Genomic DNA, 25,864 nt, shown 5'->3' with positions numbered 1-25,864 from the left:
GTACAGGGATGAGGAGGATCGGGTTCTTGCTTCCTTTGGTTTTTGGCTTGGCCTTGGCTCAGTACAAGATCGGCTCCCACCTACCCCTCACAGGCAGTCTTTCTAGGATTGGCACCGAGATGGCCAATGGGGTGCGGCTTGCTGTGGAGCACTTCAACGCCACAGCCCCCTTTAAGGTAGAGCTGGTTCTCTTGGACGACGAAAGTTCCCCAGCTAAGGCCGTGGCCGCGGTGGAAAGGCTCGTGGGACGGGAACGGGTTTTGGGCGTTACAGGAGGTTACGGTTCTAACATCATTGGCCCTGCCTCGGAGGTGGCCGAGCGGGCCCGTGTTCCCTACATCACGAGTGGGGGTTTGGCACGGGATCTGACCCAGCGTGGCTTCCGTTATTTCTTCCGCTTTACCAATGTGGAGGGCTACGCGGTGGTGGCGGATCTTATCGCCCAGGGCTTTAGGGCTAAGCGGGTCGCCCTTGCGCACGATGACGGGGCTGGAGGTACTGACGTAGCCCGGGCCGTTCGGGCCAAGCTCCAGGCCCTAGGGCTGCAATTGGTTTTTGACTCGAGCTACCCCGGCCGAAGCACGGACCTCAAACCCCTTTTGGAACAGATCGGTCGCTCCGGCGCTGAGGTGCTTATTTTCATTGGTTACGAAAACAACTACGCCACCGCCTTGCGTGGAGCTCAAGTGGTCAGGCCCAAGGTCAATGCCTTTGTAGGCCTTTATAGCCTGATCACGCCCTCCCTCATCCAGGACCTTGGGCCGCTTATGGAGGGGGTCTACGGAACCGAGCCTTGGACCAACGGTTCGGCTCCCGTTGCCTTGCGTGCGGAGGAAGCTCGCTTTGTCCGCGATTACCGTGGCAGATTCGGCCAGACCCCGGGCTACCTGGCCGCTCTAGGGTATGTCCAGACCCAGATCCTCCTTAACGCCTTGAAGAAGGCGGTAGAGTCCGGTAGCCCCACGCCCCAGGCATTGCGGGATGCCTTGGCCGCAAGCCAGGGAGAAAATCTTGTCTCGGCCTATCGCTTTGACGAGAAGGGCGATAACGTGCTCTATCGGACTGTGGTTTCCCAAGTTCAGCAAGGCAGGGGGGTTCCGGTTTGGCCCAAAGAACGGGCGTACGGCAGGTGGGTTTATCCTCAGGTGCCTTGGACTCGATGATGGAGCTTTTCCTCAACGCTCTAGCTTCCGGCCTTGCGCAGGGAGGGATTTATGCCCTCATCGGGGTGGGTTTGGCCCTGATCTTTGGGGCCATGCACGTGGTCAACCTGGCCCATGGGGAGGTGTTGGTAGCAGGGGCCCTTTTGACCTATCTCCTGGCTGGGGCCGGGCTTCCCCTTTGGGGAGCGATCCTTCTCGGAGGTGGGCTTGGGGGGCTTTTGGGTCTTGGGCTCTACGGCCTTCTTCTTCCCGTACGGCGGGAGCCTCCCATCAGCAGCATGGTCCTTACCTATGGGGTTGCGCTCGTCATCCTCTATGGGCTTTTAGAAGCTTTTGGGACTGACCTGCGCAACCTCACCTACCCAGCCTGGGTAAGGCCAGTCCACTTGGGACCAATCCGCTTGGCCCTCGGGGAGATCATAACCCTGGGGATGGCCCTACTTGCGGTGGGTGGGGTGGCTTGGTTTCTGAAGCAGAGCTGGCCCGGCTTGGCGGTTCGGGCCCTTACGCAGAACCGGGAGGCCGCCATAGCCCTAGGGATTTCGCCCTTGGCTGCAGAAGCTTTGGCCTTTGCCTTGGGTTCGGCCCTAGCGGGGCTTGCAGGAGCCCTTTTGGTGGTGGTTCAACCCATAGCGCCGATGGCAGCCCCTCTTTTTACGGTGAAAGCCTTCGTGGTGGTGGTCCTTGCCGGCCTGACCTCCCCTTTGGGCGTAGCCCTAGCGGGCCTCCTTCTTGGGGCCGTGGAAGGCCTGAGCGCTTTGGTCAACCCAGCCTGGGGTGAACTCGTGGCCTTTTTGACCTTCGTTCTAATGCTCCTCTTCCGGCCCCAGGGGCTTTTTGGGAGGCGGCGATGAAGGAGCGAGGGCTTCTTTGGCTTCTCTTTGCTTTGCTTCTTATCCTACCTCCTTTTTTAGACGAGTACCTGCGTCATCTCCTGGTCTCTTCTTTGACCTTAGCTCTTCTGGCCCTGGGTTGGAATATCTTAGGAGGATTCGCGGGTCAAGTCTCTTTTGGGCACGCGGCCTTTTTTGGCTTAGGTGCCTACGGAGCAGGGATTCTGTCCAAGGCTGGACTAGATCCTTGGCTGGCCTTGTTCCTCGGGGGGGGGGTAGCCTTCCTGGGAAGCGTGGTGGCCTTACCCATCCTTAGGCTTCACGGGGCTTACTTTGCCCTGGCGATGCTGGCCTACGCCGAGGTACTGCGCACCTTGGCCATTCTCTTAGAGGGCCTGACCGGAGGGGCGGCTGGGCTTTTCAGCATTCCGGGCCTATACCTGCCGGGGGTGGATTTTGGCGCCAAGCTTGCCAACCTTTACGTGATCCTGGGCCTCCTCCTGGTAGGTGTGGGGGTGGCCTTCCGGGTACGCTACGGTCCCCTGGGTTTGGGCCTTGCGGCCCTAGGGGAGGAGGAGGCGGCGCGAGCTGGGGGAGTCCCGGTTTTTCGGCTCAAGGCTCAGGCCCTCTTTCTGAGTGCCTTTTTCTCCGGTCTAGCTGGGGCTTTTCAAGCCCTTTACATTCGCTTTCTAGAACCGCCCTATGCCTTTAGCCTTGAGTGGTCCGTTTATCCTCTGGTCGCTTCTTTTCTAGGGGGAAGAGGAACGGTTGTGGGACCCCTCTTGGGTACCTTAGGGCTTTACCTGGGGGCTGAGCTTGGGGTCAAGCAGGTTCTGGAGAGGGGGTACCACATTGCCACGGGTGCTTTGGTAGTCCTGGTAGTTCTCTTTTTGCGCCGCGGAGTTTTCGGCTTCCTGGAGGGCCGGTATGCCGTTGTCCGCCCAAGGGGTTAGCGTACGCTTTGGAGGGCTTTTGGCCCTGCACGAGGTCCACTTAGCGGTGGGGGTCGGACAAAAGGTGGGCCTTATAGGTCCGAACGGTGCAGGGAAGACCACGATGTTCGGTGTATTGAGCGGGCACCTTAAGCCTTTCCGGGGAGAGGTTTTCCTAGAGGGTAGGCGGATCACCCAGCTACCCCCCGAAGCCCGGGCACGGCTTGGGGTGGTACGGACCTTCCAAGTTCCCCGCCCTTTCCCCGGCCTTACCGTATTTGAAAACGTTTTGGTCTTTGCCCGGTTCTCCGGCCGGTCCCAGGATCCCGAGGCTAGCGCTTGGCGGGCCTTAGAGGGAGTGGGACTTGAGAAGTGGGCTGAGGCTCGGGTGGAGGGACTGAACGTGGCCCAGCTTAAGCGTCTCGAGGTGGCCCGGGCCCTAGCTGCCGAGCCCAGGTACCTCCTCCTGGATGAGGTGTTTGCCGGCCTTAACCCTGTGGAAAAGGCCGCTTTGGCCGAGAGAATTGAGGCCCTGACCCGGGATTGGGGCTTAGGCCTTCTCTTGGTGGAGCATGACCTCAAGACGGTCTTTCGTTTGGCCCAATGGGTCTATGTCCTCTCCTTTGGGAGCCTCATTGCCGAGGGGCCTCCTGAGGTTGTAGCCCGGGATCCCAAGGTGATAGAGGTGTACACCGGGGGGGTGGTTTGATGCTGGAGGTGCGCCGCCTCGAGGCGGGTTATGGATCCTTGCAGGTGCTCTACGGAGTAGACCTCTGCGTGGAACCGGGGGAGATGGTGGCCCTTCTTGGGCCTAATGGGGCGGGCAAGACCACCCTTCTTAAGGCTCTCTTGGGGCTCACCTGGCGGCGCGGAGAGGTCCTTTTCCAAGGGCAGTCCATAACCCACCTCCCTACCTACCGCGTGGCGCGATTAGGGGTGACCTGGGCTCCCGAAGGACGTGGCCTTTTCCCGGAGATGACTGTGGAGGAGAATCTGCGCCTTGGGGCCTACCGCAAAGAGGCGCGTAAGGGACTTAAAGTGCGGTTAGAAGAGGTTTACACCCTTTTTCCTGTCTTAAAGGATCGGCGTTCCCAGCTCGCCGGGACCCTTTCTGGAGGTGAGCAGCAGATGCTGGCCATAGGCCGGGCCTTAATGGCCGCACCCAGGCTTCTCCTGGTGGATGAGCCGACCCTAGGTCTGGCTCCCCGGCTGGGGATTCAGATCCTTGAAACTTTGGCGAGAATCAAGGTACAGGTTCCCATTTTGCTGGTAGAGCAGAACGTGGCTTTGGCCTTGGAGTTAGCTGATCGGGCCTATGTTCTAGAAGAAGGCCGGGTGGTGCTCCAAGGCCAGGCCAAGGCCCTGCTCCAGGACGCCCGGGTCAAAGCCAGCTACTTGGGAATGGTGTAGCCCTTTGGAGGAGGTGGAAAGGAATGAAGGGGAAGGGCTTTTGGTTGGTCCACCTGCTCCTTTTCTTGGGCTTGGCCCTGGCCCAGGTTCAGGAGGGAATGGACCTCGGGCGCTTAGGGCTTTTGAAGGCCCGCCTCGAGGCCGAAGTGGCCCAAGGTCGGCTTCCTGGGGCGGTGGTCTTGGTGGCCCGGAACGGGCGGGTGGTGTTTGAGGAGGCCGTAGGCTATCTGGACCCTGTACGCCGCACCCCCATGTCCAAGGAGGCGATCTTCCGCATCTATTCCATGACTAAGCCCCTGGTTTCGGCCCTGGCCTTGAACCTGATGGAGGAAGGGCGGATCTTCCTCACCGACCCTGTATCCCTTTACCTGCCCCAGTTCCGGGAGCTTCGGGTGGGGGTGGAGCGCACCGGCCCTAACGGGGAGTCCACTTTAGAGTTGGTGCCGGCCCAGCGGCCCATCCTTGTCTACGACCTGCTCCGCCACACCTCCGGGATCACCTACGGGATCTTCTTCGATTCCTTGGTAAAGCGGGAGTATCGCCGGGTGGGGTTGGACGCGGTGGACCAAACCCGGGAGGAGTTTTTGAACAAGCTGGCCAACCTACCCCTCCAGTTCCAGCCGGGTACGGTCTTTGAATACGGAAACTCCACTGACCTCTTGGGCCACCTCCTGGAGCAGATCACCGGGCAGAGCCTGGAACAGTTGCTGGAAAAACGGATCTTTAGGCCTCTGGGAATGGCGGATACAGGATTTAGCGTACCCGAGGCCAAGTGGGGCCGTATTGCCGAGCCCTTTCCGCAGGACCCCTTCACCGGTGCCCCCACGCCCACGCCCCTGGAGGTACGGCGCCCGCCCAAACGGTTTTCGGGGGGAGCCGGCTTGGTTTCCACCGCCCGGGACTACTTCCGCTTCCTCCAGGCTCTCCTAGAGGGAGGGGCCCTGGAGGGAAGACGGATTCTAAGCCCGAAGGTCGTGGCCCTCATGACCCAGGACCACTTAGGCCCCCTTTACCTGCCCTCCTTGCAGCGAGGAGCGGCCTATTTGCCGGGGCCCGGGTACGGGTTTGGGCTCGGCGTGGCCGTTCGTCTCGCCGATGGGGGTAGCCCCCTTATGGGCAGCAGCGGAGACTATAGCTGGGCGGGCCTTTTCGGGACCTACTTCTTCGTGGACCCCAAAGAGCGGCTCATCGGCATCTTCTTGAGCCAGAGCCCGGGTGGACGGGCCTACTACTCCCAGCTTTTCCGCCAGATGGTCTATGCCAGCTTGGTGCGCTGATGGGGCGGCTTGAGGGCAAAGTGGTGCTCATCACGGGGGCGGCCCACGGGATCGGCCGGGCGGCCCTGGACCTGTTCGCCGCAGAGGGGGCGCGAATTGCCGCCATGGATTGGGATGGGGATGCCCTCTGCGAGGCGGTGGCTTCCCTCGAGGCCGAGGCCCTGGCCTTCCCTGGGGATGTGAGCGATCCCAGGGCCCTAGATCGGGTCCTGGAGGAGACCTTGGAAGAGTTCGGGGCCCTCCACGGCCTTGCCCACTTCGCCGGGGTAGCGGACTCGGCCCTTCACTGGCGCCTCAGCCTGGAGGCATGGGAACGGGTTCTCAAGGTGAACCTGGAGAGCAGCTTTCTCCTGGTCCAGAAAGCAGGGGCCGTGATGGAGGGGGGGAGCATCGTTCTAACCGGCTCCGTGGCCGCCCTCGGCGCCCTAGGCCTCGCCCACTACGCCGCGAGTAAGGCTGCGCTTATCGGTCTAACCCGGACCCTGGCCCTGGAGCTTGCGCCCAAAGGGGTCCGGGTGAACCTCCTCGTGCCTGGGTACATCGCCACCCGGATGACCGCGGGTTTGCCCGAATGGGCCAAAAGGCGGGAGGTGGAGGCCTGCCCCCTCGGGCGGGCGGGAAGGCCCGAAGAGGTGGCCCAAGCCGCCCTCTTTCTCCTTTCGGAGGAGGCGGGTTTCATCACCGGCCATGCCCTTTACGTGGACGGAGGGCGTTCGGTCTTGAGCGCGATTTAGAAGGGAGGGATTAGGGATGCCTATGTACTTTGAGGACTTTGAGGTAGGCCAGAGGTTCTCCACCGCCGGGCGCACGGTGACCGAGGCGGACATCGTCAACTTCGCCGGGGTCTCGGGGGACTACAACCCCATCCACACCGACGCCGAACACGCCAAGGAAACCCCCTTCGGCCAGCGCATCGCCCATGGCCTTCTCGTGCTCGCCATGCTCACGGGGCTGAGGCAGCGCACAGGGGTTACGGACGGTACCCTCATCGCCTGGATGGAGATCCGGAACTACCGCTTTTTAAAGCCCGTCTTCATCGGGGACACCATCCGGGGGGAGACGGAGATCGTGGAGAAGCGGGAGACCTCCAAGCCCGACCGGGGGATTCTGGTGCAAAGGGTGCGGGTCCTGAACCAAAGGGGGGAGGTGGTGCAGGAGGGGGAGTTCGTGACCATGGTGCGGAGGAGGGTCATAGATTCCAGGCAGGAGGCCTAATTGAGTCCTTTCGCCCGCTGGTTTCAGGCTCAGATTCTAAGAAAGGCCGAGGGCGTGGCCGAGCTTGCTCTGGAGGTGCGGGAGGAGTTCCTCCAGGGCCAGGGCATCGTCCATGGGGGCATCCTGGCTGCGCTTTTGGATAGCGCCATGGGGAGCGCCGTGGAGAGCGCCTTTGGCCGGGTGGTGACGGTGGAGCTTTCCGTCCATTACCTGAGGCCGGTGCGCTCCGGCACCCTAAAAGCCCGGGGAACGGTGGTCCACGGGGGACGAAAGCTCGTCCACGCCCAAGGGGAGGCCTTTTTGGGCGAGGAGCGGGTGGCCTGGGCCAAGGGGATCTTCTACCGGGTGGGGTGATGGGTTTTATACTGGGTTCATCTGGGAGGTGAAGGGTATGGATTTTCTACCCTCTACCATGATGGACGAGGACCTGAACCTTTGGGATTTTCTGGAGCGGGCGGCGGAGCTATTCGGCAAGAAGGAGGTGGTTTCCCGCCTCCACACCGGGGAGATCCACCGCACCACCTACGCCGAGGTCTACCGCCGGGCCAGGCGCCTCATGGGCGGCCTCAAGGCCCTAGGGGTGGGCGTGGGGGACCGGGTGGCCACCTTGGGCTTTAACCACTTCCGCCACCTCGAGGCCTACTTCGCCGTGCCCGGCATGGGGGCCGTGCTCCACACGGCCAACCCCCGCCTTTCCCCCAGGGAGATCGCCTACATTCTGAACCACGCCGAGGACAAGGTCCTCCTCTTTGATCCCCAGCTTATGCCCCTGGTGGAGGCCCTCCGCCCCGAGCTTAAGACGGTGGAGCACCTTGTGGTCATGGACGAAAAGGCCCCCGAGGGCTACCTGAGCTACGAGGAGGTCCTGGGGGAGGAGGCGGACCCGGTGCGGGTGCCGGAAAAGGCCGCCTGCGGCATGGCCTACACCACGGGGACCACCGGTCTTCCCAAGGGAGTGGTCTACAGCCACCGGGCCCTGGTCCTTCACACCTTGGCGGCGAGCCTCGAGGATGGCACGGCTCTCTCGGAAAAGGACTCGGTCCTCCCAGTGGTACCCATGTTCCACGTGAACGCCTGGTGCCTACCCTATGCCGCCACCTTGGTGGGAGCCAAACAGGTCCTGCCAGGACCCAAGCTAGATCCCGCCTCCTTGGTGGAACTCTTTGACGGAGAAGGAGTGACTTTTACCGCCGGAGTGCCCACGGTGTGGCTGGCCTTGGCCGATTACCTGGAGAACACGGGACACCGCCTCAAGACCCTGCGGCGCCTGGTGGTGGGGGGAAGCGCCGCCCCGAGAAGCCTAGTGGAGCGCTTTGAGCGCATGGGCATAGAGGTGCGGCAGGGCTATGGCCTCACGGAAACTTCTCCGGTGGTGGTGCAGAACTTCATGAAAAGCCACCTGGAAAGTCTCCCCTGGGAGGAAAGGATCCGCCTCAAGGCTAAGACCGGCCTCCCCACCCCTCTTGTGCGCCTTCGGGTGGCTGACGAGGAAGGCCGCCCGGTGCCCAAGGATGGCAGAACCATGGGGGAAGTCCAGCTCAAGGGGCCGTGGATCACCGGGGGGTACTACCGGAACGAGGAGGCTAGCCGTAACGCCCTAACCCCCGACGGATGGTTCCGAACCGGAGACATCGCCGTGTGGGATGAGGAGGGCTACTTGGAGATCAAAGACCGGCTCAAGGACCTCATCAAGTCGGGCGGGGAGTGGATTTCCAGCGTGGATCTGGAAAACATCCTCATGGGACATCCCAAGGTGAAGGAGGCGGCGGTGGTGGCCATTCCCCACCCCAGGTGGCAGGAAAGGCCCTTAGCCGTGGTGGTGCCCAGGGCAGAGAAACCCAGCGAGGAGGAGCTTCGGGAACATCTCTTAAAGGCTGGTTTTGCCAAGTGGCAACTTCCCGATGCCTTCGTCTTCGTGGAAGAGATCCCCCGCACCAGCGCGGGGAAGTTCCTAAAGCGTGCCCTCAGGGAACAGTATAAGGACCTGTTCCACGATTCCTCAGAGGGATAAGGGGGGACTATGTTCCTGGAGCAATTCCGCCTGAACGGCAAAGTAGCCCTGGTGACGGGGGGATCCCGGGGGCTTGGCCTCGAGGCGGCCCTAGCCCTCAAGGAGGCCGGGGCCAAGGTGGCGGTTCTGGCCCGGAGGGCCAGCTTCTTTGAGGAGGCCAAAAAGCACCTTGGAGAAGCCCTTTACCTGGAAGGGGATGTGCGGGACGAGGAGCGGCTTCTCGAGGTGGTGGACCAGGTGGAGCGGGAGCTTGGGCCCCTCACCATCCTGGTGAACGCCGCAGGGATCTCCTGGGGGGCCCCCTCCTGGGAGATGCCGGTGGAAAAGGTGCGGGAGGTCCTCGAGGTCAACCTGGTGGGGGCCTTCCTGGCAAGTCGCGCCGCCGCCCAGCGCATGCGGGAAAGGGGCTACGGCAAGATCATCCACATCGCCTCCGTGGCAGGGCTAAAAGGAGAGTACCCTGAGGTCCTGGACGCCGTGGGCTATTCCGCTTCCAAGGGTGGGCTTATCGCCCTTACCCGGGATTTGGCGGTGAAATGGGGCCGGTTCGGTATTCGGGTGAACGCCTTAGCCCCTGGGTTTTTCCCCACCCGCATGACGGAGAAGGTCCTGCCCAAGGCCGAGGCCTTCCTGAAGGCCACCCTGCCCCTGGGGCGTCCCGGGAAACCCGGGGAGCTGGGAGGAGCGGTGCTTTTCCTGGCAAGCCCGGCCTCCGACTACATCACCGGGGCAATTCTTCCCGTGGACGGCGGGGCTACCGCCCTCTGAACTAGGCGAAGTGGTTCACGGGGCCATGGCCCTGACCCAAGGAAGGAGCGGTTTCCAAGGCCCGGGTGAGGTAGGCCTTGGCCTCGGCCACGGCTTCCTCCAGGGGCTTTCCCAAAGCCAGGAGGGCAGTGATGGCTGCGGAAAGGGTGCAGCCCGTGCCGTGGGTGTTACGAGTGGGAATGCGGGGGGCACGGAAAACCTGGATACTTTCCCGAGTAGCTAGAAGGTCCACCGCCTCCTTCCCCTCGAAATGGCCGCCTTTAAGCAGGACCGCCTGGGGGCCGAGGGCCAAAAGTTCCCGGGCCGCCTCCTGGGCTTCCGCCAGGGTCCGGATAGGCCGGGAAAGGAGGGCTTCCGCCTCGAGGCGGTTCGGGGTGATGAGGAAGGCCAAGGGGAAAAGCTCCCCCTTTAGGGCCTCCACGGCCTCCGGGGCGAGGAGGGGATCCCCCCCCTTGGCCACCATCACCGGGTCCACCACCAGGGGGGCGATCCCATAGCGCCTCACCCCCTGGGCCACGGCCTCCACGATCTCCGCGTTCCCCAAGGCCCCGGTCTTGGCCGCATGGATGGGGAGGTCCTCGGCCACGCTCTGGATCTGGGCGTAGACCAGCTCCGGGGGAAGAAGGTGGACCCTTTGGACCCCCAGGGTGTTCTGGGCCGTGACCAGGGTGAGGGCGCTTGCCCCGTAGACCCCGAAGCGGGTAAAGGCCTTGAGGTCGGCCTGGATCCCCGCCCCGCCCCCGGAGTCCGAGCCAGCGATGGTCAAAGCGACCTTCATACCCCCTCCAGGGCCCTACCCCGGGTCTCCACCCCCACGAGGAGGGCAAAAAGCCCCGCAAGGAGGAGGAGCCCCCCGTGGAGGGCCAAAACCCCCCCTGGCCCCAAGGGGCTAAGGAGGAGGCCCGTGAGGTAGGGGGCCAAAATCCCCCCCACCCGGCCCAAGGCCGCGGCCAGGCCCGCCCCGCTCCCCCTTAGGGCGGTGGGGAAAAGCTCCGGGGTGTAGGCGTAGATGGCCCCCCAAGCTCCCAGGTTGAAGAAGGAGAGGAGGCTCCCGAAGAGGAGGATCTCCCCCGGGCTTCCCGCCTGCCCAAGGAGGTAGGCGAAAAGGGCGGAAAGGCCGAGGAAGCCCACCAAGACCGGCCTCCGCCCTACCCGCTCCACCAGGAAGGCCGCCAGGAGGTAACCCGGAAGCTGGGCCAGGGTGATGAGGAGGACATATTCCAGGGAGCGGACCAGGGTGTAGCCCTGGGCCACGAGGAGGGAAGGAAGCCAGATGAAGGCCCCGTAATACCCCGCGTTCAGGGTCAGCCAGGCCAGGGCGATGAAGAGGGTGCGCCGGCCATAGGGGGGGCGGAAAAGGGCCCCGTAGGGCAAGGGCCTAGGGACCTCCGCGGCCTTGGGCTCAGGCAGGGGCCCCGCGAAGGCCCCCTCCCAGGCCCGGACCAGGGCCTCCGCCTCCCCCACCCGCCCCCGGGCCATGAGCCAGCGGGGGGACTCGGGGAGGGAAAGCCTCAGGTAGGCGGCGTAGAGGGCGGGAAGGGCCCCGGCCAGGAAGGCCAACCGCCAGCCGTACTCGGGCACGAGGAGGTAGCCGAGGAGGGCCGCAAGGAGCCAGCCCACGGCCCAGAAGGCCTCGAGGAGGACCACCATCCGCCCCCTGAGGCGCAAGGGGCTCCACTCGGCCATGAGGCTTGCGGCCACGGGGAGCTCAGCCCCCAGGCCAAGCCCCGTGAGGAAGCGGAAGAGGAAGACCCATGCCAAGGAGGGGGCTAGGGCGGTGAGGAGGCTTCCTAACCCTGCCAGGAAGAGGCTATAGCCGATGACGGCCTTCCGCCCCAGGCGGTCGGCAAGCCTCCCCCCCAAAGCGGCCCCCAGGAGCATCCCCAAAAGGCCCACGCTTCCCAAAAGCCCCGCCTGGACGGGGCTTAGGCCGAACTCCCGGGTGAGGGCGGGCAGGGTGAAGCCGATGAGGCCCACGTCCATGGCGTCCAGGGCCCAGCCGAGCCCCAGGAGGAAAAGGAGCCTAAGGTGGGGCCTCCCTAAGGGCAGGCGGTCCAAGCGGGCGATGGGGTCCATGGCTCTAGCTTACGGGAAGCTCCATGCGCGCCCTTCCCTTGAGGACGGCCTCCACCAGGTTCATGGGGCAGAAGGGGCCGCACATGCTGCAGGCCTTGGTCCTGGAGCCCCGCTCCTCCTTGAGGCGGCGGGCCTCCTCAGGATAAAGGCAAAGCGCGAACTGGCCTTCCCAGTCCAGGCGGTAGCGGGCCTCGGACATGCGCCGGTTCCTCTCCAAAGCCCGCGGGTTCCCCCGGGCCACATCGGCGGCATGGGCAGCGATTTTAAAGGCGATCACCCCTTCCTTCACGTGCTCAGGGGTGGGCAGGCCCAGGTGCTCCGCCGGGGTCAGGTAGCAGAGCATATCCGCCCCCATCCAACCGGCCAAGGCGCCTCCGATGGCCCCGGCGATGTGGTCGAAGCGAGCGGCGGTATCCACGGGAAGCATCCCCAGGATGTAGAAGGGAGCATGGCCCGTGAGCTTCTTCTGGATCTGCACGTTGGTGGCCACCTCGTTCAAAGGAATGTGGCCCGGTCCTTCCACCATGGCCTGCACCCCCGCCCGGCGGGCCCTTTCCACCAACTCCCCGATGGTGAGGAGCTCGGCGATCTGGGCCCGGTCGGTGCTGTCCGCCAGGGACCCCGGCCTGAGGCCGTCACCCAAGGAGAGGGTCATGTCGTAGGTGCGGGCGATGTCCAGGAGGTCGTCAAAGCGGGCGTAAAGGAGGTTCTCCTCTCCCCGGTGGAGCATCCAGGCGGCGAGAAGCCCTCCACCCCGGCTCACAATCCCCGTGGTCCGGGAGGAATTCCGGTAAACCTCCAGGTTCTTCAGGGTAACCCCCACGTGCACGGTGATGTAGTCCACCCCCTGCCGCCCGTGTTCCTCTATGACCTCGAAAAGCTCGTCCGCGGACATGTCGAAGAAGCTCTTCCGCTTGGCGGCGCGGAACTCCGCCTCATAGATGGGCACGGTGCCCAAAGGAACGGTGGCCACCTCGAGGATTCTTTCCCGGATGGCCTTCAAGTCCCCCCCTGTGGAGAGGTCCATGATGGTGTCCGCCCCGTACTGGATGGCCACCCTGGCCTTTTCCACCTCCTCCTCGAGGTTGACGTAGTCGTAGGAAGTACCCAGGTTGGCGTTCACCTTCACGCTGAGCCCTTCCCCGATCCCCTTGAAGTCCCGAAGGGTGCGGTGGTTGGGGTTCCTAGGAATCACGATCCGCCCCGACGCCACCCCTTCCCGCACAAACTCAGGGGAAACCCCCTCCTTCTCCGCCACGTAAGCCATCTCCTCGGTCACGATGCCCTTCCTTGCCGCTTCCAGCTGGGTCATAGCTACACCCCCAAAAGCTCGAGAATCCTCTTCGCCGTCCACGGGGCCAGGAGGATGCCGTTCCTTCCATGGCCCACCGCAGCCAGCACTCCCCTTTCCACCTCACCCACGAAAAGCTCTCCTACCGGCCTGTACCCCCAAAGGGCCTCCCGGAACCTGGCCCCTGCCAGCAGGGGAAAGCGCTCGTGGGCGTAGTCGGAAAGCCACCTTAGGCCGAATAGATCCACTCCTTGAGCCCATCCCTCTCGCTGGGTAGCCCCCACGTATACCCCACCCTCCCGGGGAAGGAGGTACCCTTCCCCGGCGAAAAGGGGGGCAGGAGGAGCCGGCCCCTCGAGGACCAAGGCCTCCCCCTTCAGGGGCCGGACCCCAAGGCCAAATCGGCTACCCCAGGCGCCCACGGCCAGGAGGACGAACCGGGCCTGGGCGGTAAAGGGCTCCTCCCGCCAGCGCCCTCGCACTCCCCCTTCCTTCACCTCCTCCACCTCGGCTTGAAGGAAAGGGGTTTCCATGACCTCCAAAGCTTTCAGTAAGGCCTCGCGGAGGGCCTTGGGATGGACATACCCCCCAGGGAAGGTACGCGCTCCCCTTCCACCCCGAACCGGGTAGGACAAGGACTCCTGGGCCGCTGGTTGTTTCCCTGACGGGAAAGCAGCCCAGGCCTCCTCTTCCACCTGGGACAGGGCCACCACCTGGGTGCCGCTAAACCCCGCCTCCACCTCCCATCCCTTGGCGGCAAGCTCCTCGAGGAGGCCTGGATAGTACTCTAGGCCGAAAAGGGCCGCCTCCAAAACCTCCCCGGAAAGCCCCTCGGGATAAGGAGCCAGCATCCCCGCACTGGCCAGGGTAGCCGCTCCCTCCTTACCGGCATCCAGGAGGAGGACGGAAACCCCCCGCTTCCTGAGCTCGTAGGCGGCGAGGGTTCCGATAATCCCCGCCCCCACCACCGCCACCTCTACCCTCACGGCTTAGGACCTCCCAGAGGGATGCCCTCCATGGGGCTCGAGGGGCTCGCCACCTCCCGGGGTCGCATGGGGCCGGCCAAAAAGGCTTTCCTCCCCGCCTCCACAGCCAAACGAAAGGCCTCAGCCATGGCCACGGGATCCTGGGCCTCGGCAATGGCGGTATTCACCAGCACGGCGTCCAAACCCATCTCCATCACCTCCGCCGCATGGGAGGGAAGACCAAGCCCTGCATCCACCACCACCGGGGGCAGTGAGGCCTTCTCCCGGGCGAAGAGCTCCAAAAGGGCCCGGGTCCTCACCCCCCAGCCGGAGCCGATGGGGGCCGCCAGGGGCATCACCGTAGCCGTGCCCTGCTCCGAAAGCTTCTTGGCCAGGACGAGGTCAGGAGCGATGTAGGGCAGGACCAGGAAGCCCTCATCGATGAGCATCCTCGCCGCCCTCAGGGTCTCCACGGGATCGGGGAGGAGATAGGTGGGGTCAGGGATCACCTCCAGCTTCACCCACCTCTCCCCGGTGAGGACCCGGCCCAGCCGGGCTATCCTCAACGCTTCCTCCGCCGTCCTGGCACCTGCTGTGTTGGGCAGGAGGCGCACGCCCTCTAAGGCCTCGAGGAGACCCACATGCCCGGGCATCCTGGCCTCCACCCGGCGGATGGCCACGGTGACCACCTCGGCCCCCGCAGCCTTTATGGCCTCCCGCATCACCCCGAAGTCCCGGAACTTGCCCGAGCCCAGGATAAGACGGCTTTTAAGCTCTATGTCCCCGACCTTCCAGGTGTCCATCTAGCCTCCTTGCATGAGGGTGACCACCTCCACCACATCCCCCTCCTTCAGGACGTGGTGAGGAAGCTCCCGCCCCAGGTAGGCCTCCTCGTTGAGGAGGACCGCCACCCGGGAAAGATCCACGTCCAGCTCCTCCAGAACCTCCCTGAGCGTCTTGCCCTCGAGGGGCTTAGCCTCCCCGTTAAGCCACACCATAAAGCCGCTCCCTGAATGCCTGGGCCGCCCGCTCGGGGTTCTCAGCGTCCAGGATGGCGCGGACCACCACAACTCGGCGCGCCCCGGCCTCCAAAACCTCCCCCAGGTTCTCCAGGGTGATGCCGCCGATGGCGTACCAGGGCCTCTCCCCCAGGTTCTCCCGGGCCCAGCGCACATAGCCCAGGCCCGCGGCCTGCCTCCCCGGCTTGGTGGGGGTTTCCCACACAGGGCCTATGGAGAGGTAGTCCACTCCTTCCTCGAGGGCTCTTAGGGCCTGTTCGGGAGCATGGGTAGAGCGGCCCACCATCCCCTGAAAGAAGCGCCGGGCCTCCGCGGGCGTCAGGTCCCCCTGGCCAAGGTGCACCCCATCCGCTCCCAGAAGGGCCGCCAGGTCCGGCCGGTCGTTGAGGAAGAAGGGCACCCCATACCGTCGGGCCAGGGCCAGCATCCTTTCCCCCAGGTCCAGGATGGGCCTCGCCTCCCAGTCCTTGGCCCGAAGCTGCACGACCTCCACCCCACCCGCCAGGGCCCGTTCCGTCCGATCCAGCACCTCCGCCATGGACCAACCGGGCCTCGGGGTCACCACCAGATAGAGCCTTCCCAGCAAGCTTTCACCTCCCCAGCGCATGTGCCCTACGGGTAAAGCCTCAAGCGGGTATCCAGGGCCCACGCGGCCTGGGGAAAGGTCGGTTTGTAAGGGGATTCTTCCGCATAGGCTTCCCTCCGCCGGCATTACCCGGATCAGGTTCTAAGGGTTGCTGGGATGCTTCCCGCCGGGAACAGCTTGTGAAACCCAGCTCTCAGCCCCTCCATTGGGGCACCCCTAGCCTGTCCCTTCCACTATAGCATGCGGGGCTCTCGAAAACCCGACCTGGGGAACAGGGCATATACCCTTGACTTTCACACACTCAATGGTATATCATGCCGGGCAATCCCCCGGGGAGGGGGGAAAGGAGGCGGAATGGCAGGACTCAGCGTGGAGGCCGAAGCCGAAATCCAGTATCTGGAGGCCATGATTGCCCGCCTCGAGGCGGGGGAGGAAGACCCCGAGGACTTCCGGGTCTACCGCCTGAAAAACGGCATCTACGGCATTCGGGGAAGGCCAGAGCACCACATGGTGCGCATCAAACTCCCCGTGGGCCGGGTAAGCCCGGAAGCCCTAAGGGTTCTGGCAGAGGTGGCGGAGCGGTATGCAGAAAACCGTCTGGCCCACGTAACCACCCGGCAGGCGGTGCAGCTCCACCACGTGCACCGAAGGGACGTACCCCACGTCCTCCGGGCTGTAAACAGGGTGGGCCTCACTACCCGCGAGGCCTGCGGCCACTCCATCCGAGCCATCACCTGCTGCCCGTACGCCGGAGTTTCCCCTGAGGAGCCTTTTGACGTGACTCCCTATGCCGAGGCCGCCTACCGCTACTTCCTCCGTCACCCCGTGGGGCAGAACTTGCCCCGCAAATTCAAGATTGCCTTTGAGGGGTGCGCCACAGACCATGCCCGTACCCCCATTCACGACATCGGGGTGGTGGCCGCGGTGGAGGGGGGCAAAAGGGGCTTCCGCCTTTATGTGGGCGGGGGCTTAGGAGCGGCTCCCATGAGCGCGGAACTTTTGGAACCCTTTACCCCAGAGGAGGACCTCCTCCCCACCATGCTGGCCATCATCCGCCTCTTTGACCGCCACGGTAACCGCAAGGTCCTAACCCAAGCCCGGCTCAAGTTCCTGGTAAAGAAGTGGGGAATTGCCGCCTTCCGCGAGGCGGTAAGGGAGGAAAGGCGGATCGTGAAGCTCACCGCAAGCGGTGAGGACCTAAAGGCCTGGCAACCTCCCCAGGACCTCCCACCCCCAAGCCTTCCCCCCCCTCCCAGGAAGCCCTTCTCCTTCGCTCCCGGGTTTGATGCCTGGCGCCGCACCAACCTCGTTCGTCAAAAGCAAGAGGGCTACTACACCGTGGCCGTGCGCCTTCCCCTTGGGGATATCACCCCGGAAGGGCTCAGGGCGCTGGCGGATATCGCCGAAACCTACGCTGGAGAAATAAGGAGTGCCATCAGCCAGAACTTACTCCTTCGCTTCGTGCCCGAGGACGCTTTGGGTGGGCTTTACGAAGCCCTGTTGCGGGTGGGCCTGGCCCATCCTGAGGCCCACACCATCCTGGACATAACCCGCTGCCCTGGAGCTGACACCTGCAACCTGGCCATCACCCGCTCCCGGGGACTGGCGCAGGCCCTGGAAGCGCACCTCCACACCCTTCCTCTGACCCATGATCCAGCGGTGCGGTCCATTAGCATCAAGATCTCCGGTTGCCCCAACTCCTGCGGTCAACACCACATAGCCGATATCGGCCTTTACGGCTCAAGCCGTAAGGTAGGGGAAAACGAAATTCCTCACTACACCCTCCTCCTGGGGGGGCGCACCCGGGAGGGGGAGGCCCGTTTTGGCCAAGTAGTGGCTCGGATTCCTGCCCGGCGCACTCCTGAGGCGGTGGAAAGGATCCTGAAGCGCTACCAGGAGGAACGGGAGCAGGGCGAAAGTTTCCAGGCTTATTTGGACCGGGTGGGGGCCGCCTCCTTCAAGCCCCTCCTCGAGGACCTCCAGACTATTCCTTCCTATGAGGAAGCCCCAGAGTACTACCAGGATCTGGGGGCGGAAGGGGAAACCTTCCGGGTGCAGCTAGGCCGTGGGGAGTGCGCGGTGTAAGGGAGGTTGGGGATGCGCATCGCCTATGCCGGTCTCAGGAGGAGGGAAGAGTTCAAATCCCTGGCCACAAAGCTAGGCTTAATCCCCCTCCTTCTCCCTGTTCAGGCCACGGAAAAGGTACCCGTTCCCGAATACCAGGACCATCTCCGGCGGCTGGGAGAAGGCGTGGATCTCTTCGTGGCCACCACCGGGATAGGGGTAAGGGAGCTTATGGAAGGAGGGCGGGTTTTGGAACTAGACCTGAAGGGGAGCCTGGAGAAAGCCCTCCGCTTGGCCCGGGGGACCAAGGCCGCCCGGGTACTCGGGGACCTAGGGTTTGCCCCTCATGGGGTAGGAGACGGGACCACACCAAGCCTCCTGCCTCTCCTACCCCAAGGGCCTGGAGTGGCCGCCCTCCAGCTTTACGGCAAGCCCCTACCCCTCCTGGAACAGGCCTTGGAGGAAAGGGGCTATGCGGTTCTCCCCCTCATGCCTTACCGCCACCTGCCGGACCCTGAGGGAATCCGCCTTCTGGAGGAGACCATTTTGGCCAAAGAGGTGGAAGCGGTAGCCTTTGTAGCCGCCATCCAGGTGGAATTCCTGTTTGAGGGAGCCCAGAACCCCTCGGACCTAAGGAAAACCTTCCAGCACGAGGTAAAGGCCCTGGCCGTGGGCCGGGTTACCGCGGATGCCTTAAGGGAGTGGGGGGTGCAGCCCTTCTACGTGGATGAGCAGGAGCGGCTAGGAAGCATGCTCCAGGGCTTCTTACGCCTGTACCGGGAGGTGGCATGACCTACTTTCCCCTCATGCTGAACCTGAGGGACAGGCCGGTTCTCCTAATCGCCGGCGGCCCGGAGACGGGGGCCAAGCTCCAAGCCCTCTTGGAGGCCCAGGCCCAGGTTACCGTCCTGGCCGAGGAGGACCATTGGAATCTGGCGGACTTGGCCAAGGAGGGAAGGATCCGCTGGCTTCCCCGAGGTTATCGGGAAGGGGACCTCGAGGGCTTCTTCCTGGTGGTGAGCCATCCCCGGGACAAGGGGATCCATCCCCAGGTAAAGGCAGAAGCGGAAAGGCGAAGAGTGTTTTTGGTGGCGGTGGACGACCCGAAAAACGCCACCGCCATCCTCCCCGCCGTGGTGCGAAGGGGGGAGTTGGTGGTGGCCCTTTCCACCTCTGGGGCTGCCCCTGCCTTGGCGGTGCGCCTAAAGGAGCGTTTTCTTCGGCTTTTGGGTCCAGAGTACGGGGAACTTGTAGCCTATCTGCGCCGCCTTAGGCCACGGATAGCGGAGATCCCCTGCTTCGAAGAGCGCAAGCGGCTTTGGTACCGCCTAGTGGATTTGGCCTTAGAGGAACTTGACCTGGATCCGGAGGCCGGCCTGACCAGGGCCAAGGAAAAGGTGGAGGAAGTGCTTGCGGAGGTCCAGCCATGGACAAGGTAACAAGCGCCAAGGCCCTTATCCGGGACGCCCTAGCAGAAGGCCAAAGGCCCTGCTTCACGTGCAGTTTCCAAGCAGAGGACGTGGTGGTGCTCCATCTCCTCTTGGAGGAGAAACCCGACATCCCCGTTCTCTTCCTGGACACCGGCTACCACTTCCCGGAGGTCTACGCCTACCGGGATGCCCTAAAGGAGAAGCTTGGCTTCCAGCTCATCAACCTCTCCCCAAGCCTTTCCCGGGAGGAGCAGGAACGCCTCTACGGGAAGCTCTACGAGACCGACCCCACCCGCTGCTGCCAGATCCGCAAGGTGGACCCGCTATTCCGGGCCCTCGAGGACTACGACACCTGGTTCACAGGGCTTAGACGGGAGCAGTCCCCCACCCGGGCCCACCTGAAGCCCCGGGAGGAAGCCATCCTAAAAAGCGGCCACCGCCTCATCAAGGTAAACCCCCTCTACGATTGGACCCTGAAGGAGGTCTTCGCCTATCTGGCTGTGGCCGATCTCCCCCACCTTCCCCTTTATGACCAAGGCTACCTCTCCATCGGCTGCGCTCCCTGTACGGCTAAGCCCCTAGACCCCAAGGACCCCCGCTCCGGCCGTTGGGCGGGCAAGGGCAAGCTGGAGTGTGGAATCCATCTCCACCCAAAGGAGGCATAGATGGCCTTTCTTCTGGGCTTCCTCATCGCCTTCGCCATCGGGATCACCGGGGTGGGGGCCGGCACCATCACCGCCCCCCTCCTCATCCTGGGCCTGGGCCTTTCCCCGGAGATCGCGGTGGGCACGGCCCTTCTCTTCGGTTTTCTGGTCAAGGTTCCCGCCGGCGCCGTCTACCTCTTTAGGCGCCAGGTGGCGGGTAGGGTGCTGGGCCTCCTCCTTTTGGGGGGGCTCCCCGGGGTCCTGCTGGGCAGCCTCCTCCTGGTTCACCTTAAGGGGGCCAAGGACATGGTCCTCCTCCTGGTGGGGCTCACCGTGGTGGTTTCAGCGGGACTTGGGCTCTACCGGAGCCTAGCCCGGCTAACCCTAAGCCGGGAACGGCCCTGGCTCCTGCCTCCCGCCGCCTTCGGGATTGGCCTCGAGGTGGGCTTCTCCTCGGCAGGAGCAGGGGCCCTGGGCAGCCTCCTCCTGCTCTACGCCACCCGCCTTACCCCCCAGCAGGTGGTGGGCACGGACATCCTCTTCGGCCTGGTCCTCTCCCTGGTGGGGGGTGGGGTGCACCTCCACTTCGGCCAGGTGGACCCAAAGCTCCTCCTTTCCCTAAGCCTAGGAGGGATCGTGGGGGCCAGCCTGGGGGCCCTCGTGGCCACCCGCGTGCCCAAGCAGCCCTTCCGGGTAGCCCTCCTCCTCTGGCTTCTCTTCATCGGTGCTCAGCTGGTCTGGCGGGGGGTGGCCCATGGCTAAGGTCTACCTGGTGGGAGCCGGGCCAGGAGATCCCGACCTCCTCACCCTCAAAGCCCACCGGCTCTTGAGGGAAGCCCCCGTGGTCCTGTACGACCGGCTGGTAGATGGCAGGATCCTTTCCCTAATAACCGGAAAAAAAGTGGATGTGGGCAAGAGGGAGGGGGAAAGCGGTAAGCAAGAAACCATTCACCGCCTCTTGCTTCATTACGCCCGGGCCTTTCCCTATGTGGTCCGGCTTAAGGGAGGTGACCCCTTCGTCCTTGGCAGAGGCGGGGAAGAGGCCCTCTTCCTGGCTACCCATGGGATAGAGGTGGAGGTGGTGCCTGGCGTGAGCAGCATCCTGGCCACGGGGCTTCCCCTTACCCACCGCGGTTTGAGCTCAGGGTTCGCTGTGGTCTCCGGCGTCCTGGAGGATGGGGGTTACCCGGACCTGAGGGCGTTTGCCCAGGTACCCACCTTGGTGGTCCTCATGGGGGTGAAGAGGCGAGCGTGGATCGCCAAGGAGCTTATCCGCCTCGGCAGAAGGCCGGATGAGCCCACCCTCTTTGTTATGGAGGCCACCACCCCAAGGGAAAGCAGGGTGCCGGCCACCCTGGAAGACGTGGCGGAGGGGAAGGTCGAGGTGGCCGCCCCAGCGGTCTGGGTGATCGGCAAGGTGGTGGAGGTCTTTGACATTCTCCAAAAAACACCACAGGCTTGGGCCCTTGCGGAGGTTTGACCATGGCGGAAACCCTACCCCAGGTGACCATTGGCGAGGACGAGCGGCTGGACCTAGAAAACCTGGCCACGGGAGCCTTCCACCCTGTGCGAGGCTTTATGACTCGGGAGGAAACCCTTTCCGTGGCCCAGGAAATGCGCCTTCCTTCGGGAGAGGTTTGGACGATTCCCATCCTCCTCCAGCTCCAGGAGCGACCCCGGGTGGACAAGGGGGATCAGGTGATCCTCATGCACCGGGAAAAGCCGGTGGCCCTTCTCCAGGTAGAGGACGCCTACGAGCTGGACCTCAAGGCCCTGGCCCGCCAGGTGTTCGGTACGGAAAGCGAGGCCCACCCCGGGGTGAGGAAGCTCCTCGCCAAGGGGCCCTACGCCCTTGGGGGGCGGGTGGAGGTGCTGGCCTGGAGACCCCGGTCTGCACAGCTGGAGAAGACCCCTGAGGAGATGCGGGCCTTCTTCCGGGAAAAGGGCTGGAAGAGGGTGGTGGCCTTTCAAACCCGCAACGCCCCCCATCGGGCCCACGAGTACCTAATCCGGTTGGGACTGGAGCTGGCCGATGGAGTTCTAGTCCATCCCATCCTGGGTGCCAAGAAAGAGGACGACTTCCCCACAGAGGTCATCGTTAAGGCTTACCAAGCCCTCATAGAAGGCTTTTTGCCCCGGGAACGGGTGGCCCTGTTTGGCCTTGCCACCCCGATGCGCTACGCCGGCCCCCGGGAAGCGGTATTCCACGCCCTTGTGCGCAAGAACTTCGGGGCCACCCACTTCCTGGTGGGCCGGGATCATGCAGGGGTAGGAGATTTTTACGATCCTTACGCAGCCCACCGCATCTTTGACCAGCTTCCCCCCTTGGGCATCGAGATCATAAAGGTGGGGGCTGTCTTCCACTGCCCCGTCTGTGGGGGTATGGCCTCGGAGAGAACCTGTCCAGAAGGGCACCGGGAAAAGCGGCTAAGCATCAGCATGACCAAGGTACGAGCCCTCCTGAGGGAGGGCAAGACGCCACCCCTCGAGCTGGTGCGGCCCGAACTCCTCCCGGTTCTGAGGGAAGGCTTCTGATGCCATCCTGCCTGGCTCCGTTCGTAGGCCGTACCGTTTTGCGGGGGTTGTTTTGTGCGTTGGGGTACCCTATGCCGAGTGTGGCGGCTTCTTGTGCTTTGATTCACGATTCACCACGCTTGTGCCCTCCCTCTCCGCTAACCTTCTGCAAAAAGCGCGCAACCCCTCGAGGCCAGGCCGGCAGGTACAGGTGGACAAAACTCCCCAGCACCCGCCCATCCGTATAGCCCTCCCTCTCCCCCGTATCCAGCCGCCGCCAAGCAGCCATCGGAGAAGGCTCCATCCGGGCATAGTGGAACTCGTGCCCCTTAACCACCTCCCCCCTTCGCGCCCAGGGGTTATCCCTTAAGGCCTCCACCTCCCGGTAGCCCAGCACCGGATGCTGGGCCATACGGGCTTCCCCGGGAACCAAGCCCACCATGGGGAAAACGTTTCCCTCCACCCAAAGCCCCTGGGAGAGGTACATGTACCCCCCGCACTCGGCCACGATGGGGCCGGGAAAACGGCGGATAGCCTCCCTTATGGCCCGGTTTTCCGCAAGCTCCCGGGCGTAGAGCTCGGGGTAACCGCCCCCCAGGAGAAGGGCCTGGGCCTCGGGCAAAGCCGGGTCCTCTAAAGGGCTAAAGGGAACAAGCTCAGCCCCCAGGGCCTCCAAAAGCTCCAGGGCCTCAGGGTAGTAGAAGCGGAAGGCCTTATCCCACGCGTAGGCCACCCGGACCCGGGGAGGCCTCCTATCGGGAAGGAAGGGCAAGGCCTCGGGCAGGGGCGGGGCAGCGGCAGCCAGGCGCAGGATTCCTTCAAGATCCACCTGGAGAGCCCGGGCCAGGGCCTCGAGGGGCGGCCGCACCTCCCCCGCCAGCACCAGGCCCAGGTGGCGCTCGGGGACTTCCAAACTAGGATCCTGTGGAAGCCAGCCCAAAAGGGGCAGGCCCACCTGGGACAGGGCCTCCCGCAAAAGCTCCGCGTGACGGGCCGAGCCCACCCGGTTGGCAAAGACCCCCACCACCTGGACCGCGGGGTCAAAGGTGCGAAAACCCTGGACCAAAGGGGCGATGGAGCCCGCCATGGCGGAGGCATCCACCACCAGGACCACGGGAGCCCGCAAGAGCCTGGCTACCTGGGCGGTGGAGCCCTCCTTTCCCAAGGGGTCTTTGCCATCGAATAGACCCATCACTCCCTCCACCAAGGCCAGGTCCGCCCCCTTAGCCCCGTGCTGGAAGAGGGAAAGGAGCCCCGAGGGGTCCAGGAAAAAGCCGTCCAGGTTGTAGACCTTCCGCCCGGAGGCGGCCTCGAGGTGGGTGGGATCCACGTAGTCGGGCCCCACCTTGAAGGGTTGCACCTTCAGGCCCCGTTCCCTCAGGGCCAAAAGAAGGGCTAGGGCCACCGTGGTCTTCCCTGCCCCCGAATGGGGGGCTCCCAGGACCAGCCGGGGAAGGCTAAGCATGGCTTTAGCTTGGGGAAAGGTTTCTTAGCATTCGGGCCGCTTCTTCCTGGGCCCTTTGCAGAAACATCCCCACCTCCACTCCTTCCGCCTGGGCCAGGGCCTCGAGGTAGGCGTGCAAGTAACTTTCGGAGATGAGGGTCATCACGGTGAAACCCAGCCTCCGCCAAGCATCCGCCAAGGCCTCCGCCTCCCCTTGCGGGAGGGTTTGGCGGGCCAGGCGGGAGACGGTATCCACCACCCAGTTCCACATGGCGGCCATCATGGCGTTGGTCACCCCCCGGCGTACGTGCACCAGCCCCACCAGGGTCTGCCAGGCGAAATACTGCCCGTTAAAGGGGCCCTCCACCGTGCGCAGGTACCAGTCCCTTAGGGTCTTCTCCCGGGCTGGCCTTTCCCCTTCCCGGAAGATGGCCCGGGTGGCGGGGTGGGCGAAGAGGGTGTCGTAGAAGCCCTGGACCACGGCGTCCACCCAAGACCTCATGGCCTCCTTGTGGCGGGCAAAGGTCTTGGTATCCTCGAGGGGGCGGAAGCGAGCCTGAGGAGGAAGCTGGGACCAGAACTCCTGGGCCAAAGCGTAAAAACGGCCGAGGCTCTTGTCGGTCATGGGTACCATAGTAACGACTCCCCGGACTAAAGTCCAGGGCTTCTCGGGGTGTTTCCCTGCGGGAAAGCACGCAGGGTCTCCCCCGAAGGCCCCGTCCAGGCCTTTGCCAGGATGTTTTGAGCGGCGGCCACATCCCGGTGGAGAAGCGCCCCACACTGGGGACAGGTGTACGCCCGCACCCAGAGAGGCTTCTTCTCCCTATGGCCGCACACCGGGCAGTCCTGGCTGGTGTACTTGGGGTCTACCTTGATGACTCGCCTACCAGCTAAAACGCTACCGCTTGCGCGGTGAGCCGCCGCTTTGTAGGCGAGGATTTGTAGAAAAGCCGCCCAGCCCGCGTCGTGTATGCCTTTGGCAACGTAGGAGCGGGAGAGAGCAAGGATGTTCAGGTCTTCGTGGACGATGGTTCCGTAGCGGTTTACGAGCCTCCTGGCGAGTTTGTGGTGGAAGTCTTTGCGCTGGTTGGCGATCTTGCGGTGGAGCTTGGCTACCTTGAGCCTGGCCTTCTTCCTGCCGCTCTTTCCCTTCTTCTTCCGGGAAAGCTCCCTTTGGGCCTTGGCCAGCTTCTCCTCGGCTTTCTGGAAGTGGCGGGGAGCCTCTACCATCTCCCCCTCCGAGGTAACGAGGAAGTGGGGGTTGGTGCCCAGGTCTATGCCGATGGCCTCCTCGCTTGGAGGCAAAGGCTTGGGGTCCACCTCGGTGATGAAGATGATGTACCAATGCTCGCCTTCCCGCTTAACCGTCGCCGTCTTGATCTTCCCTTCCAAAGGGCGGTGGAGCTTAACCTTGACGGAGCCAATCCCGTGGCTGCTTTCCCGTCAGGGAAACACCTTGAGGAGTACACGCCTTTCCCCATCCTGGAGCTTGACCCCGGTAGTCCCGGCCTGGGGGAAGGTAAAGGAGTCGTAGCGCCCCTTCCCCTTGAAGCGAGGGTAGCCTGCCTTACCCTTCTTGGCCTTGAGCCTCCGGAAGAAGCCCTGGAAGGCTTTGTCCACCCGGTGAATAACATCCTGGAGCACCTGGGAGTGGACCCTTTTGTACTGGGGCAGTTCCTCTCGTATCTGGGGCAGGCACCTCTTCTGTTGGTAGAGGCCGACACTTTTCCCGGCCTTCTTGTAAGCATCCCTACGCTCCTGCAAGGCGGCGTTGTACAGCTCACGGCAAAGCTCAAGGGTGCGCTCCAGGTCTTTCACCTGGGGCTTGGTGGGGTAAAGGCGGTATTTGAAGGCTTTACGCATGGCTGGCTTCTTCTACACAGTACCAAATCCGTGTCCACCTGTGGTGGACGTGGGGGAGCTATGCGGCCGCGTGCGGCCGCAATCCCCGGTTTGGTCAGCCTGTGTCACGCGTTAGCGTATCTTGAGGGCTATCTTGGAAACCGGGGGATTATAGCTCCCCCACACCCCCACTTTTCTCTAACCCTTGATCCGGCTATGACACAGGGTGCCTAGCCTACTCTTGGAGGTGAGCCATGAAGCGAAGGGATATCCTCAAAGGCGGTTTGGCGGCAGGAGCCCTGGTCCTTCTCCCCAAGGGTGGAGCCCAGGGAGCACCCCAGAACGTTCCCAGCCTCGGCCGGAGGTACCGGAACCTCATT

Annotated in this window: 30 protein-coding genes and 1 riboswitch; of the genes, 19 read left to right on the top strand and 11 right to left on the bottom strand. The window is 63.8% G+C overall.

Going from position 1 to position 25,864, the window contains the following annotated elements; all coding sequences use genetic code 11:
- The first annotated feature begins 8 nt into the window (after positions 1–8).
- The 11 genes from TNMX_RS03880 to TNMX_RS03830 all read left to right on the top strand — a co-directional run bounded on the left by TNMX_RS03880 (position 9) and on the right by TNMX_RS03830 (position 9,609).
- Complete coding sequence (locus TNMX_RS03880; protein ID WP_014630500.1) at positions 9–1,163, top strand: ABC transporter substrate-binding protein; 1,155 nt, start codon at positions 9–11, stop codon at positions 1,161–1,163.
- Positions 1,160–2,017: a branched-chain amino acid ABC transporter permease gene (locus TNMX_RS03875; RefSeq protein ID WP_014630499.1), complete on the top strand. Its 858-nt coding sequence runs from the start codon at positions 1,160–1,162 to the stop codon at positions 2,015–2,017. The genes TNMX_RS03880 and TNMX_RS03875 overlap by 4 nt, the downstream gene beginning before the upstream one ends.
- Positions 2,014–2,949 carry a branched-chain amino acid ABC transporter permease gene (locus TNMX_RS03870; protein ID WP_038029687.1) on the top strand — a complete coding sequence of 312 codons (936 nt, stop codon included), beginning with the start codon at positions 2,014–2,016 and terminating at the stop codon, positions 2,947–2,949. Before TNMX_RS03875 ends, TNMX_RS03870 begins: the two co-directional genes overlap by 4 nt.
- A complete protein-coding gene (locus tag TNMX_RS03865) occupies positions 2,924–3,637 on the top strand; it encodes an ABC transporter ATP-binding protein (protein WP_038029684.1) in 714 nt (237 codons plus the stop codon). Before TNMX_RS03870 ends, TNMX_RS03865 begins: the two co-directional genes overlap by 26 nt.
- Complete coding sequence (locus tag TNMX_RS03860; RefSeq protein ID WP_038029681.1) at positions 3,634–4,338, top strand: ABC transporter ATP-binding protein; 705 nt, start codon at positions 3,634–3,636, stop codon at positions 4,336–4,338. Before TNMX_RS03865 ends, TNMX_RS03860 begins: the two co-directional genes overlap by 4 nt.
- A 98-nt stretch (positions 4,339–4,436) precedes the next feature.
- The gene (locus TNMX_RS03855; RefSeq protein ID WP_371180287.1) at positions 4,437–5,615 is read left to right on the top strand and encodes a serine hydrolase domain-containing protein; all 1,179 of its coding nucleotides are present in this window, start codon (positions 4,437–4,439) and stop codon (positions 5,613–5,615) included.
- The gene (locus tag TNMX_RS03850) at positions 5,615–6,349 is read left to right on the top strand and encodes an SDR family NAD(P)-dependent oxidoreductase (protein ID WP_014630494.1); all 735 of its coding nucleotides are present in this window, start codon (positions 5,615–5,617) and stop codon (positions 6,347–6,349) included. The genes TNMX_RS03855 and TNMX_RS03850 overlap by 1 nt, the downstream gene beginning before the upstream one ends.
- Before the next feature lie 16 nt (positions 6,350–6,365).
- A complete protein-coding gene (locus TNMX_RS03845) occupies positions 6,366–6,830 on the top strand; it encodes a MaoC/PaaZ C-terminal domain-containing protein (protein ID WP_014630493.1) in 465 nt (154 codons plus the stop codon).
- Positions 6,831–7,184 (top strand): PaaI family thioesterase, encoded by a 354-nt coding sequence (locus TNMX_RS13530; protein ID WP_014630492.1) that lies wholly within the window; start codon positions 6,831–6,833, stop codon positions 7,182–7,184. It begins immediately after the preceding gene.
- 37 nt (positions 7,185–7,221) lie between these two features.
- Positions 7,222–8,841, top strand: coding sequence for a long-chain fatty acid--CoA ligase (locus TNMX_RS03835; RefSeq protein WP_038029675.1), 1,620 nt, complete (start codon positions 7,222–7,224; stop codon positions 8,839–8,841).
- Between the two features lie 9 nt (positions 8,842–8,850).
- Positions 8,851–9,609 (top strand): SDR family oxidoreductase, encoded by a 759-nt coding sequence (locus TNMX_RS03830; protein ID WP_038029673.1) that lies wholly within the window; start codon positions 8,851–8,853, stop codon positions 9,607–9,609.
- 1 nt (position 9,610) lies between these two features.
- Here TNMX_RS03830 and thiD read toward each other — a convergent pair whose 3' ends face one another.
- From thiD to thiE, 7 genes are read right to left on the bottom strand one after another with little or no spacing between them, the layout of a single operon-like run.
- Entirely contained in the window at positions 9,611–10,387 is a 777-nt protein-coding gene (thiD, locus tag TNMX_RS03825; RefSeq protein ID WP_038029671.1) for a bifunctional hydroxymethylpyrimidine kinase/phosphomethylpyrimidine kinase, read from the bottom strand.
- Positions 10,384–11,685 carry an MFS transporter gene (locus TNMX_RS03820; RefSeq protein ID WP_019550915.1) on the bottom strand — a complete coding sequence of 434 codons (1,302 nt, stop codon included), beginning with the start codon at positions 11,683–11,685 and terminating at the stop codon, positions 10,384–10,386. The genes thiD and TNMX_RS03820 overlap by 4 nt, the downstream gene beginning before the upstream one ends.
- A 4-nt stretch (positions 11,686–11,689) precedes the next feature.
- Positions 11,690–12,997 (bottom strand): phosphomethylpyrimidine synthase ThiC, encoded by a 1,308-nt coding sequence (thiC, locus tag TNMX_RS03815; RefSeq protein ID WP_038029669.1) that lies wholly within the window; start codon positions 12,995–12,997, stop codon positions 11,690–11,692.
- Positions 12,998–12,999: 2 nt separating this feature from the next.
- Positions 13,000–13,962 carry an FAD-dependent oxidoreductase gene (locus TNMX_RS03810; RefSeq protein ID WP_038029667.1) on the bottom strand — a complete coding sequence of 321 codons (963 nt, stop codon included), beginning with the start codon at positions 13,960–13,962 and terminating at the stop codon, positions 13,000–13,002.
- A complete protein-coding gene (locus TNMX_RS03805) occupies positions 13,959–14,744 on the bottom strand; it encodes a thiazole synthase (RefSeq protein ID WP_038029664.1) in 786 nt (261 codons plus the stop codon). The genes TNMX_RS03810 and TNMX_RS03805 overlap by 4 nt, the downstream gene beginning before the upstream one ends.
- Complete coding sequence (gene thiS, locus TNMX_RS03800; protein ID WP_019550911.1) at positions 14,745–14,939, bottom strand: sulfur carrier protein ThiS; 195 nt, start codon at positions 14,937–14,939, stop codon at positions 14,745–14,747.
- Positions 14,926–15,546, bottom strand: coding sequence for a thiamine phosphate synthase (gene thiE, locus TNMX_RS03795; RefSeq protein WP_026329026.1), 621 nt, complete (start codon positions 15,544–15,546; stop codon positions 14,926–14,928). The genes thiS and thiE overlap by 14 nt, the downstream gene beginning before the upstream one ends.
- Before the next feature lie 94 nt (positions 15,547–15,640).
- A riboswitch (TPP riboswitch) is annotated at positions 15,641–15,774 on the bottom strand.
- Positions 15,775–15,900: 126 nt separating this feature from the next.
- Here thiE and TNMX_RS03790 point away from each other — a divergent pair.
- Genes TNMX_RS03790 through sat form a run of 7 tightly spaced genes read left to right on the top strand, consistent with a single transcriptional unit; the run spans position 15,901 to position 22,219 of the window.
- Positions 15,901–17,631, top strand: a complete 1,731-nt coding sequence (locus TNMX_RS03790) for a nitrite/sulfite reductase (RefSeq protein WP_038029662.1) — start codon at positions 15,901–15,903, stop codon at positions 17,629–17,631.
- A 12-nt stretch (positions 17,632–17,643) separates the two neighbouring features.
- Positions 17,644–18,402: a uroporphyrinogen-III synthase gene (locus TNMX_RS03785; protein ID WP_038029660.1), complete on the top strand. Its 759-nt coding sequence runs from the start codon at positions 17,644–17,646 to the stop codon at positions 18,400–18,402.
- Entirely contained in the window at positions 18,399–19,049 is a 651-nt protein-coding gene (locus TNMX_RS03780) for a bifunctional precorrin-2 dehydrogenase/sirohydrochlorin ferrochelatase (RefSeq protein ID WP_019550908.1), read from the top strand. Before TNMX_RS03785 ends, TNMX_RS03780 begins: the two co-directional genes overlap by 4 nt.
- Complete coding sequence (locus tag TNMX_RS03775; protein ID WP_038029656.1) at positions 19,037–19,705, top strand: phosphoadenylyl-sulfate reductase; 669 nt, start codon at positions 19,037–19,039, stop codon at positions 19,703–19,705. The genes TNMX_RS03780 and TNMX_RS03775 overlap by 13 nt, the downstream gene beginning before the upstream one ends.
- Complete coding sequence (locus TNMX_RS03770) at positions 19,706–20,446, top strand: sulfite exporter TauE/SafE family protein (RefSeq protein ID WP_038029654.1); 741 nt, start codon at positions 19,706–19,708, stop codon at positions 20,444–20,446. It begins immediately after the preceding gene.
- Positions 20,439–21,164 (top strand): uroporphyrinogen-III C-methyltransferase, encoded by a 726-nt coding sequence (gene cobA / locus TNMX_RS03765; protein WP_038029653.1) that lies wholly within the window; start codon positions 20,439–20,441, stop codon positions 21,162–21,164. The genes TNMX_RS03770 and cobA overlap by 8 nt, the downstream gene beginning before the upstream one ends.
- 2 nt (positions 21,165–21,166) lie before the next feature.
- Entirely contained in the window at positions 21,167–22,219 is a 1,053-nt protein-coding gene (sat, locus tag TNMX_RS03760; protein ID WP_038029650.1) for a sulfate adenylyltransferase, read from the top strand.
- 103 nt (positions 22,220–22,322) lie between these two features.
- Here the strand turns inward: sat and TNMX_RS03755 are convergent, their stop codons facing one another.
- Genes TNMX_RS03755 through TNMX_RS13235 form a run of 4 tightly spaced genes read right to left on the bottom strand, consistent with a single transcriptional unit; the run spans position 22,323 to position 25,505 of the window.
- Positions 22,323–23,663 (bottom strand): cobyrinate a,c-diamide synthase, encoded by a 1,341-nt coding sequence (locus tag TNMX_RS03755; RefSeq protein ID WP_038029648.1) that lies wholly within the window; start codon positions 23,661–23,663, stop codon positions 22,323–22,325.
- A 4-nt stretch (positions 23,664–23,667) separates the two neighbouring features.
- Positions 23,668–24,267 (bottom strand): protoglobin domain-containing protein, encoded by a 600-nt coding sequence (locus TNMX_RS03750; protein ID WP_038029723.1) that lies wholly within the window; start codon positions 24,265–24,267, stop codon positions 23,668–23,670.
- 26 nt (positions 24,268–24,293) lie between these two features.
- Entirely contained in the window at positions 24,294–25,067 is a 774-nt protein-coding gene (locus tag TNMX_RS13240) for a transposase (protein ID WP_256378168.1), read from the bottom strand.
- Between the two features lie 18 nt (positions 25,068–25,085).
- Complete coding sequence (locus TNMX_RS13235) at positions 25,086–25,505, bottom strand: helix-turn-helix domain-containing protein (RefSeq protein WP_253269364.1); 420 nt, start codon at positions 25,503–25,505, stop codon at positions 25,086–25,088.
- Between the two features lie 233 nt (positions 25,506–25,738).
- Here TNMX_RS13235 and TNMX_RS13585 point away from each other — a divergent pair.
- A partial coding sequence (locus TNMX_RS13585; RefSeq protein WP_156919419.1) for a twin-arginine translocation signal domain-containing protein occupies positions 25,739–25,864 on the top strand: 126 nt, incomplete at its 3' end.

This window comes from Thermus sp. NMX2.A1 (assembly GCF_000511705.1).
Taxonomy (GTDB): Bacteria; Deinococcota; Deinococci; order Deinococcales; family Thermaceae; genus Thermus; species Thermus scotoductus.
Note: the sequence above shows the minus strand (reverse complement) of the source record. Positions and strands in the feature narration are given on the sequence as shown.

Excerpts from the sequence above, each read along its gene's own strand:
- TNMX_RS03880 (WP_014630500.1), top strand. The coding sequence starts at position 9 with ATGAGGAGGATCGGGTTCTTGCTTCCTTTGGTTTTTGGCTTGGCCTTG.
- TNMX_RS03875 (WP_014630499.1), top strand. The coding sequence starts at position 1,160 with ATGATGGAGCTTTTCCTCAACGCTCTAGCTTCCGGCCTTGCGCAGGGA.
- TNMX_RS03870 (WP_038029687.1), top strand. The coding sequence starts at position 2,014 with ATGAAGGAGCGAGGGCTTCTTTGGCTTCTCTTTGCTTTGCTTCTTATC.
- TNMX_RS03865 (WP_038029684.1), top strand. The coding sequence starts at position 2,924 with ATGCCGTTGTCCGCCCAAGGGGTTAGCGTACGCTTTGGAGGGCTTTTG.
- TNMX_RS03855 (WP_371180287.1), top strand. The coding sequence starts at position 4,437 with ATGGACCTCGGGCGCTTAGGGCTTTTGAAGGCCCGCCTCGAGGCCGAA.
- TNMX_RS03850 (WP_014630494.1), top strand. The coding sequence starts at position 5,615 with ATGGGGCGGCTTGAGGGCAAAGTGGTGCTCATCACGGGGGCGGCCCAC.
- TNMX_RS03845 (WP_014630493.1), top strand. The coding sequence starts at position 6,366 with ATGCCTATGTACTTTGAGGACTTTGAGGTAGGCCAGAGGTTCTCCACC.
- TNMX_RS03835 (WP_038029675.1), top strand. The coding sequence starts at position 7,222 with ATGGATTTTCTACCCTCTACCATGATGGACGAGGACCTGAACCTTTGG.
- TNMX_RS03830 (WP_038029673.1), top strand. The coding sequence starts at position 8,851 with ATGTTCCTGGAGCAATTCCGCCTGAACGGCAAAGTAGCCCTGGTGACG.
- thiD (WP_038029671.1), bottom strand. The coding sequence starts at position 10,387 with ATGAAGGTCGCTTTGACCATCGCTGGCTCGGACTCCGGGGGCGGGGCG.
- TNMX_RS03820 (WP_019550915.1), bottom strand. The coding sequence starts at position 11,685 with ATGGACCCCATCGCCCGCTTGGACCGCCTGCCCTTAGGGAGGCCCCAC.
- thiC (WP_038029669.1), bottom strand. The coding sequence starts at position 12,997 with ATGACCCAGCTGGAAGCGGCAAGGAAGGGCATCGTGACCGAGGAGATG.
- TNMX_RS03805 (WP_038029664.1), bottom strand. The coding sequence starts at position 14,744 with ATGGACACCTGGAAGGTCGGGGACATAGAGCTTAAAAGCCGTCTTATC.
- thiS (WP_019550911.1), bottom strand. The coding sequence starts at position 14,939 with ATGGTGTGGCTTAACGGGGAGGCTAAGCCCCTCGAGGGCAAGACGCTC.
- TNMX_RS03790 (WP_038029662.1), top strand. The coding sequence starts at position 15,901 with ATGGCAGGACTCAGCGTGGAGGCCGAAGCCGAAATCCAGTATCTGGAG.
- TNMX_RS03785 (WP_038029660.1), top strand. The coding sequence starts at position 17,644 with ATGCGCATCGCCTATGCCGGTCTCAGGAGGAGGGAAGAGTTCAAATCC.
- TNMX_RS03780 (WP_019550908.1), top strand. The coding sequence starts at position 18,399 with ATGACCTACTTTCCCCTCATGCTGAACCTGAGGGACAGGCCGGTTCTC.
- TNMX_RS03775 (WP_038029656.1), top strand. The coding sequence starts at position 19,037 with ATGGACAAGGTAACAAGCGCCAAGGCCCTTATCCGGGACGCCCTAGCA.
- TNMX_RS03770 (WP_038029654.1), top strand. The coding sequence starts at position 19,706 with ATGGCCTTTCTTCTGGGCTTCCTCATCGCCTTCGCCATCGGGATCACC.
- cobA (WP_038029653.1), top strand. The coding sequence starts at position 20,439 with ATGGCTAAGGTCTACCTGGTGGGAGCCGGGCCAGGAGATCCCGACCTC.
- sat (WP_038029650.1), top strand. The coding sequence starts at position 21,167 with ATGGCGGAAACCCTACCCCAGGTGACCATTGGCGAGGACGAGCGGCTG.
- TNMX_RS03755 (WP_038029648.1), bottom strand. The coding sequence starts at position 23,663 with ATGCTTAGCCTTCCCCGGCTGGTCCTGGGAGCCCCCCATTCGGGGGCA.
- TNMX_RS03750 (WP_038029723.1), bottom strand. The coding sequence starts at position 24,267 with ATGACCGACAAGAGCCTCGGCCGTTTTTACGCTTTGGCCCAGGAGTTC.
- TNMX_RS13235 (WP_253269364.1), bottom strand. The coding sequence starts at position 25,505 with ATGCGTAAAGCCTTCAAATACCGCCTTTACCCCACCAAGCCCCAGGTG.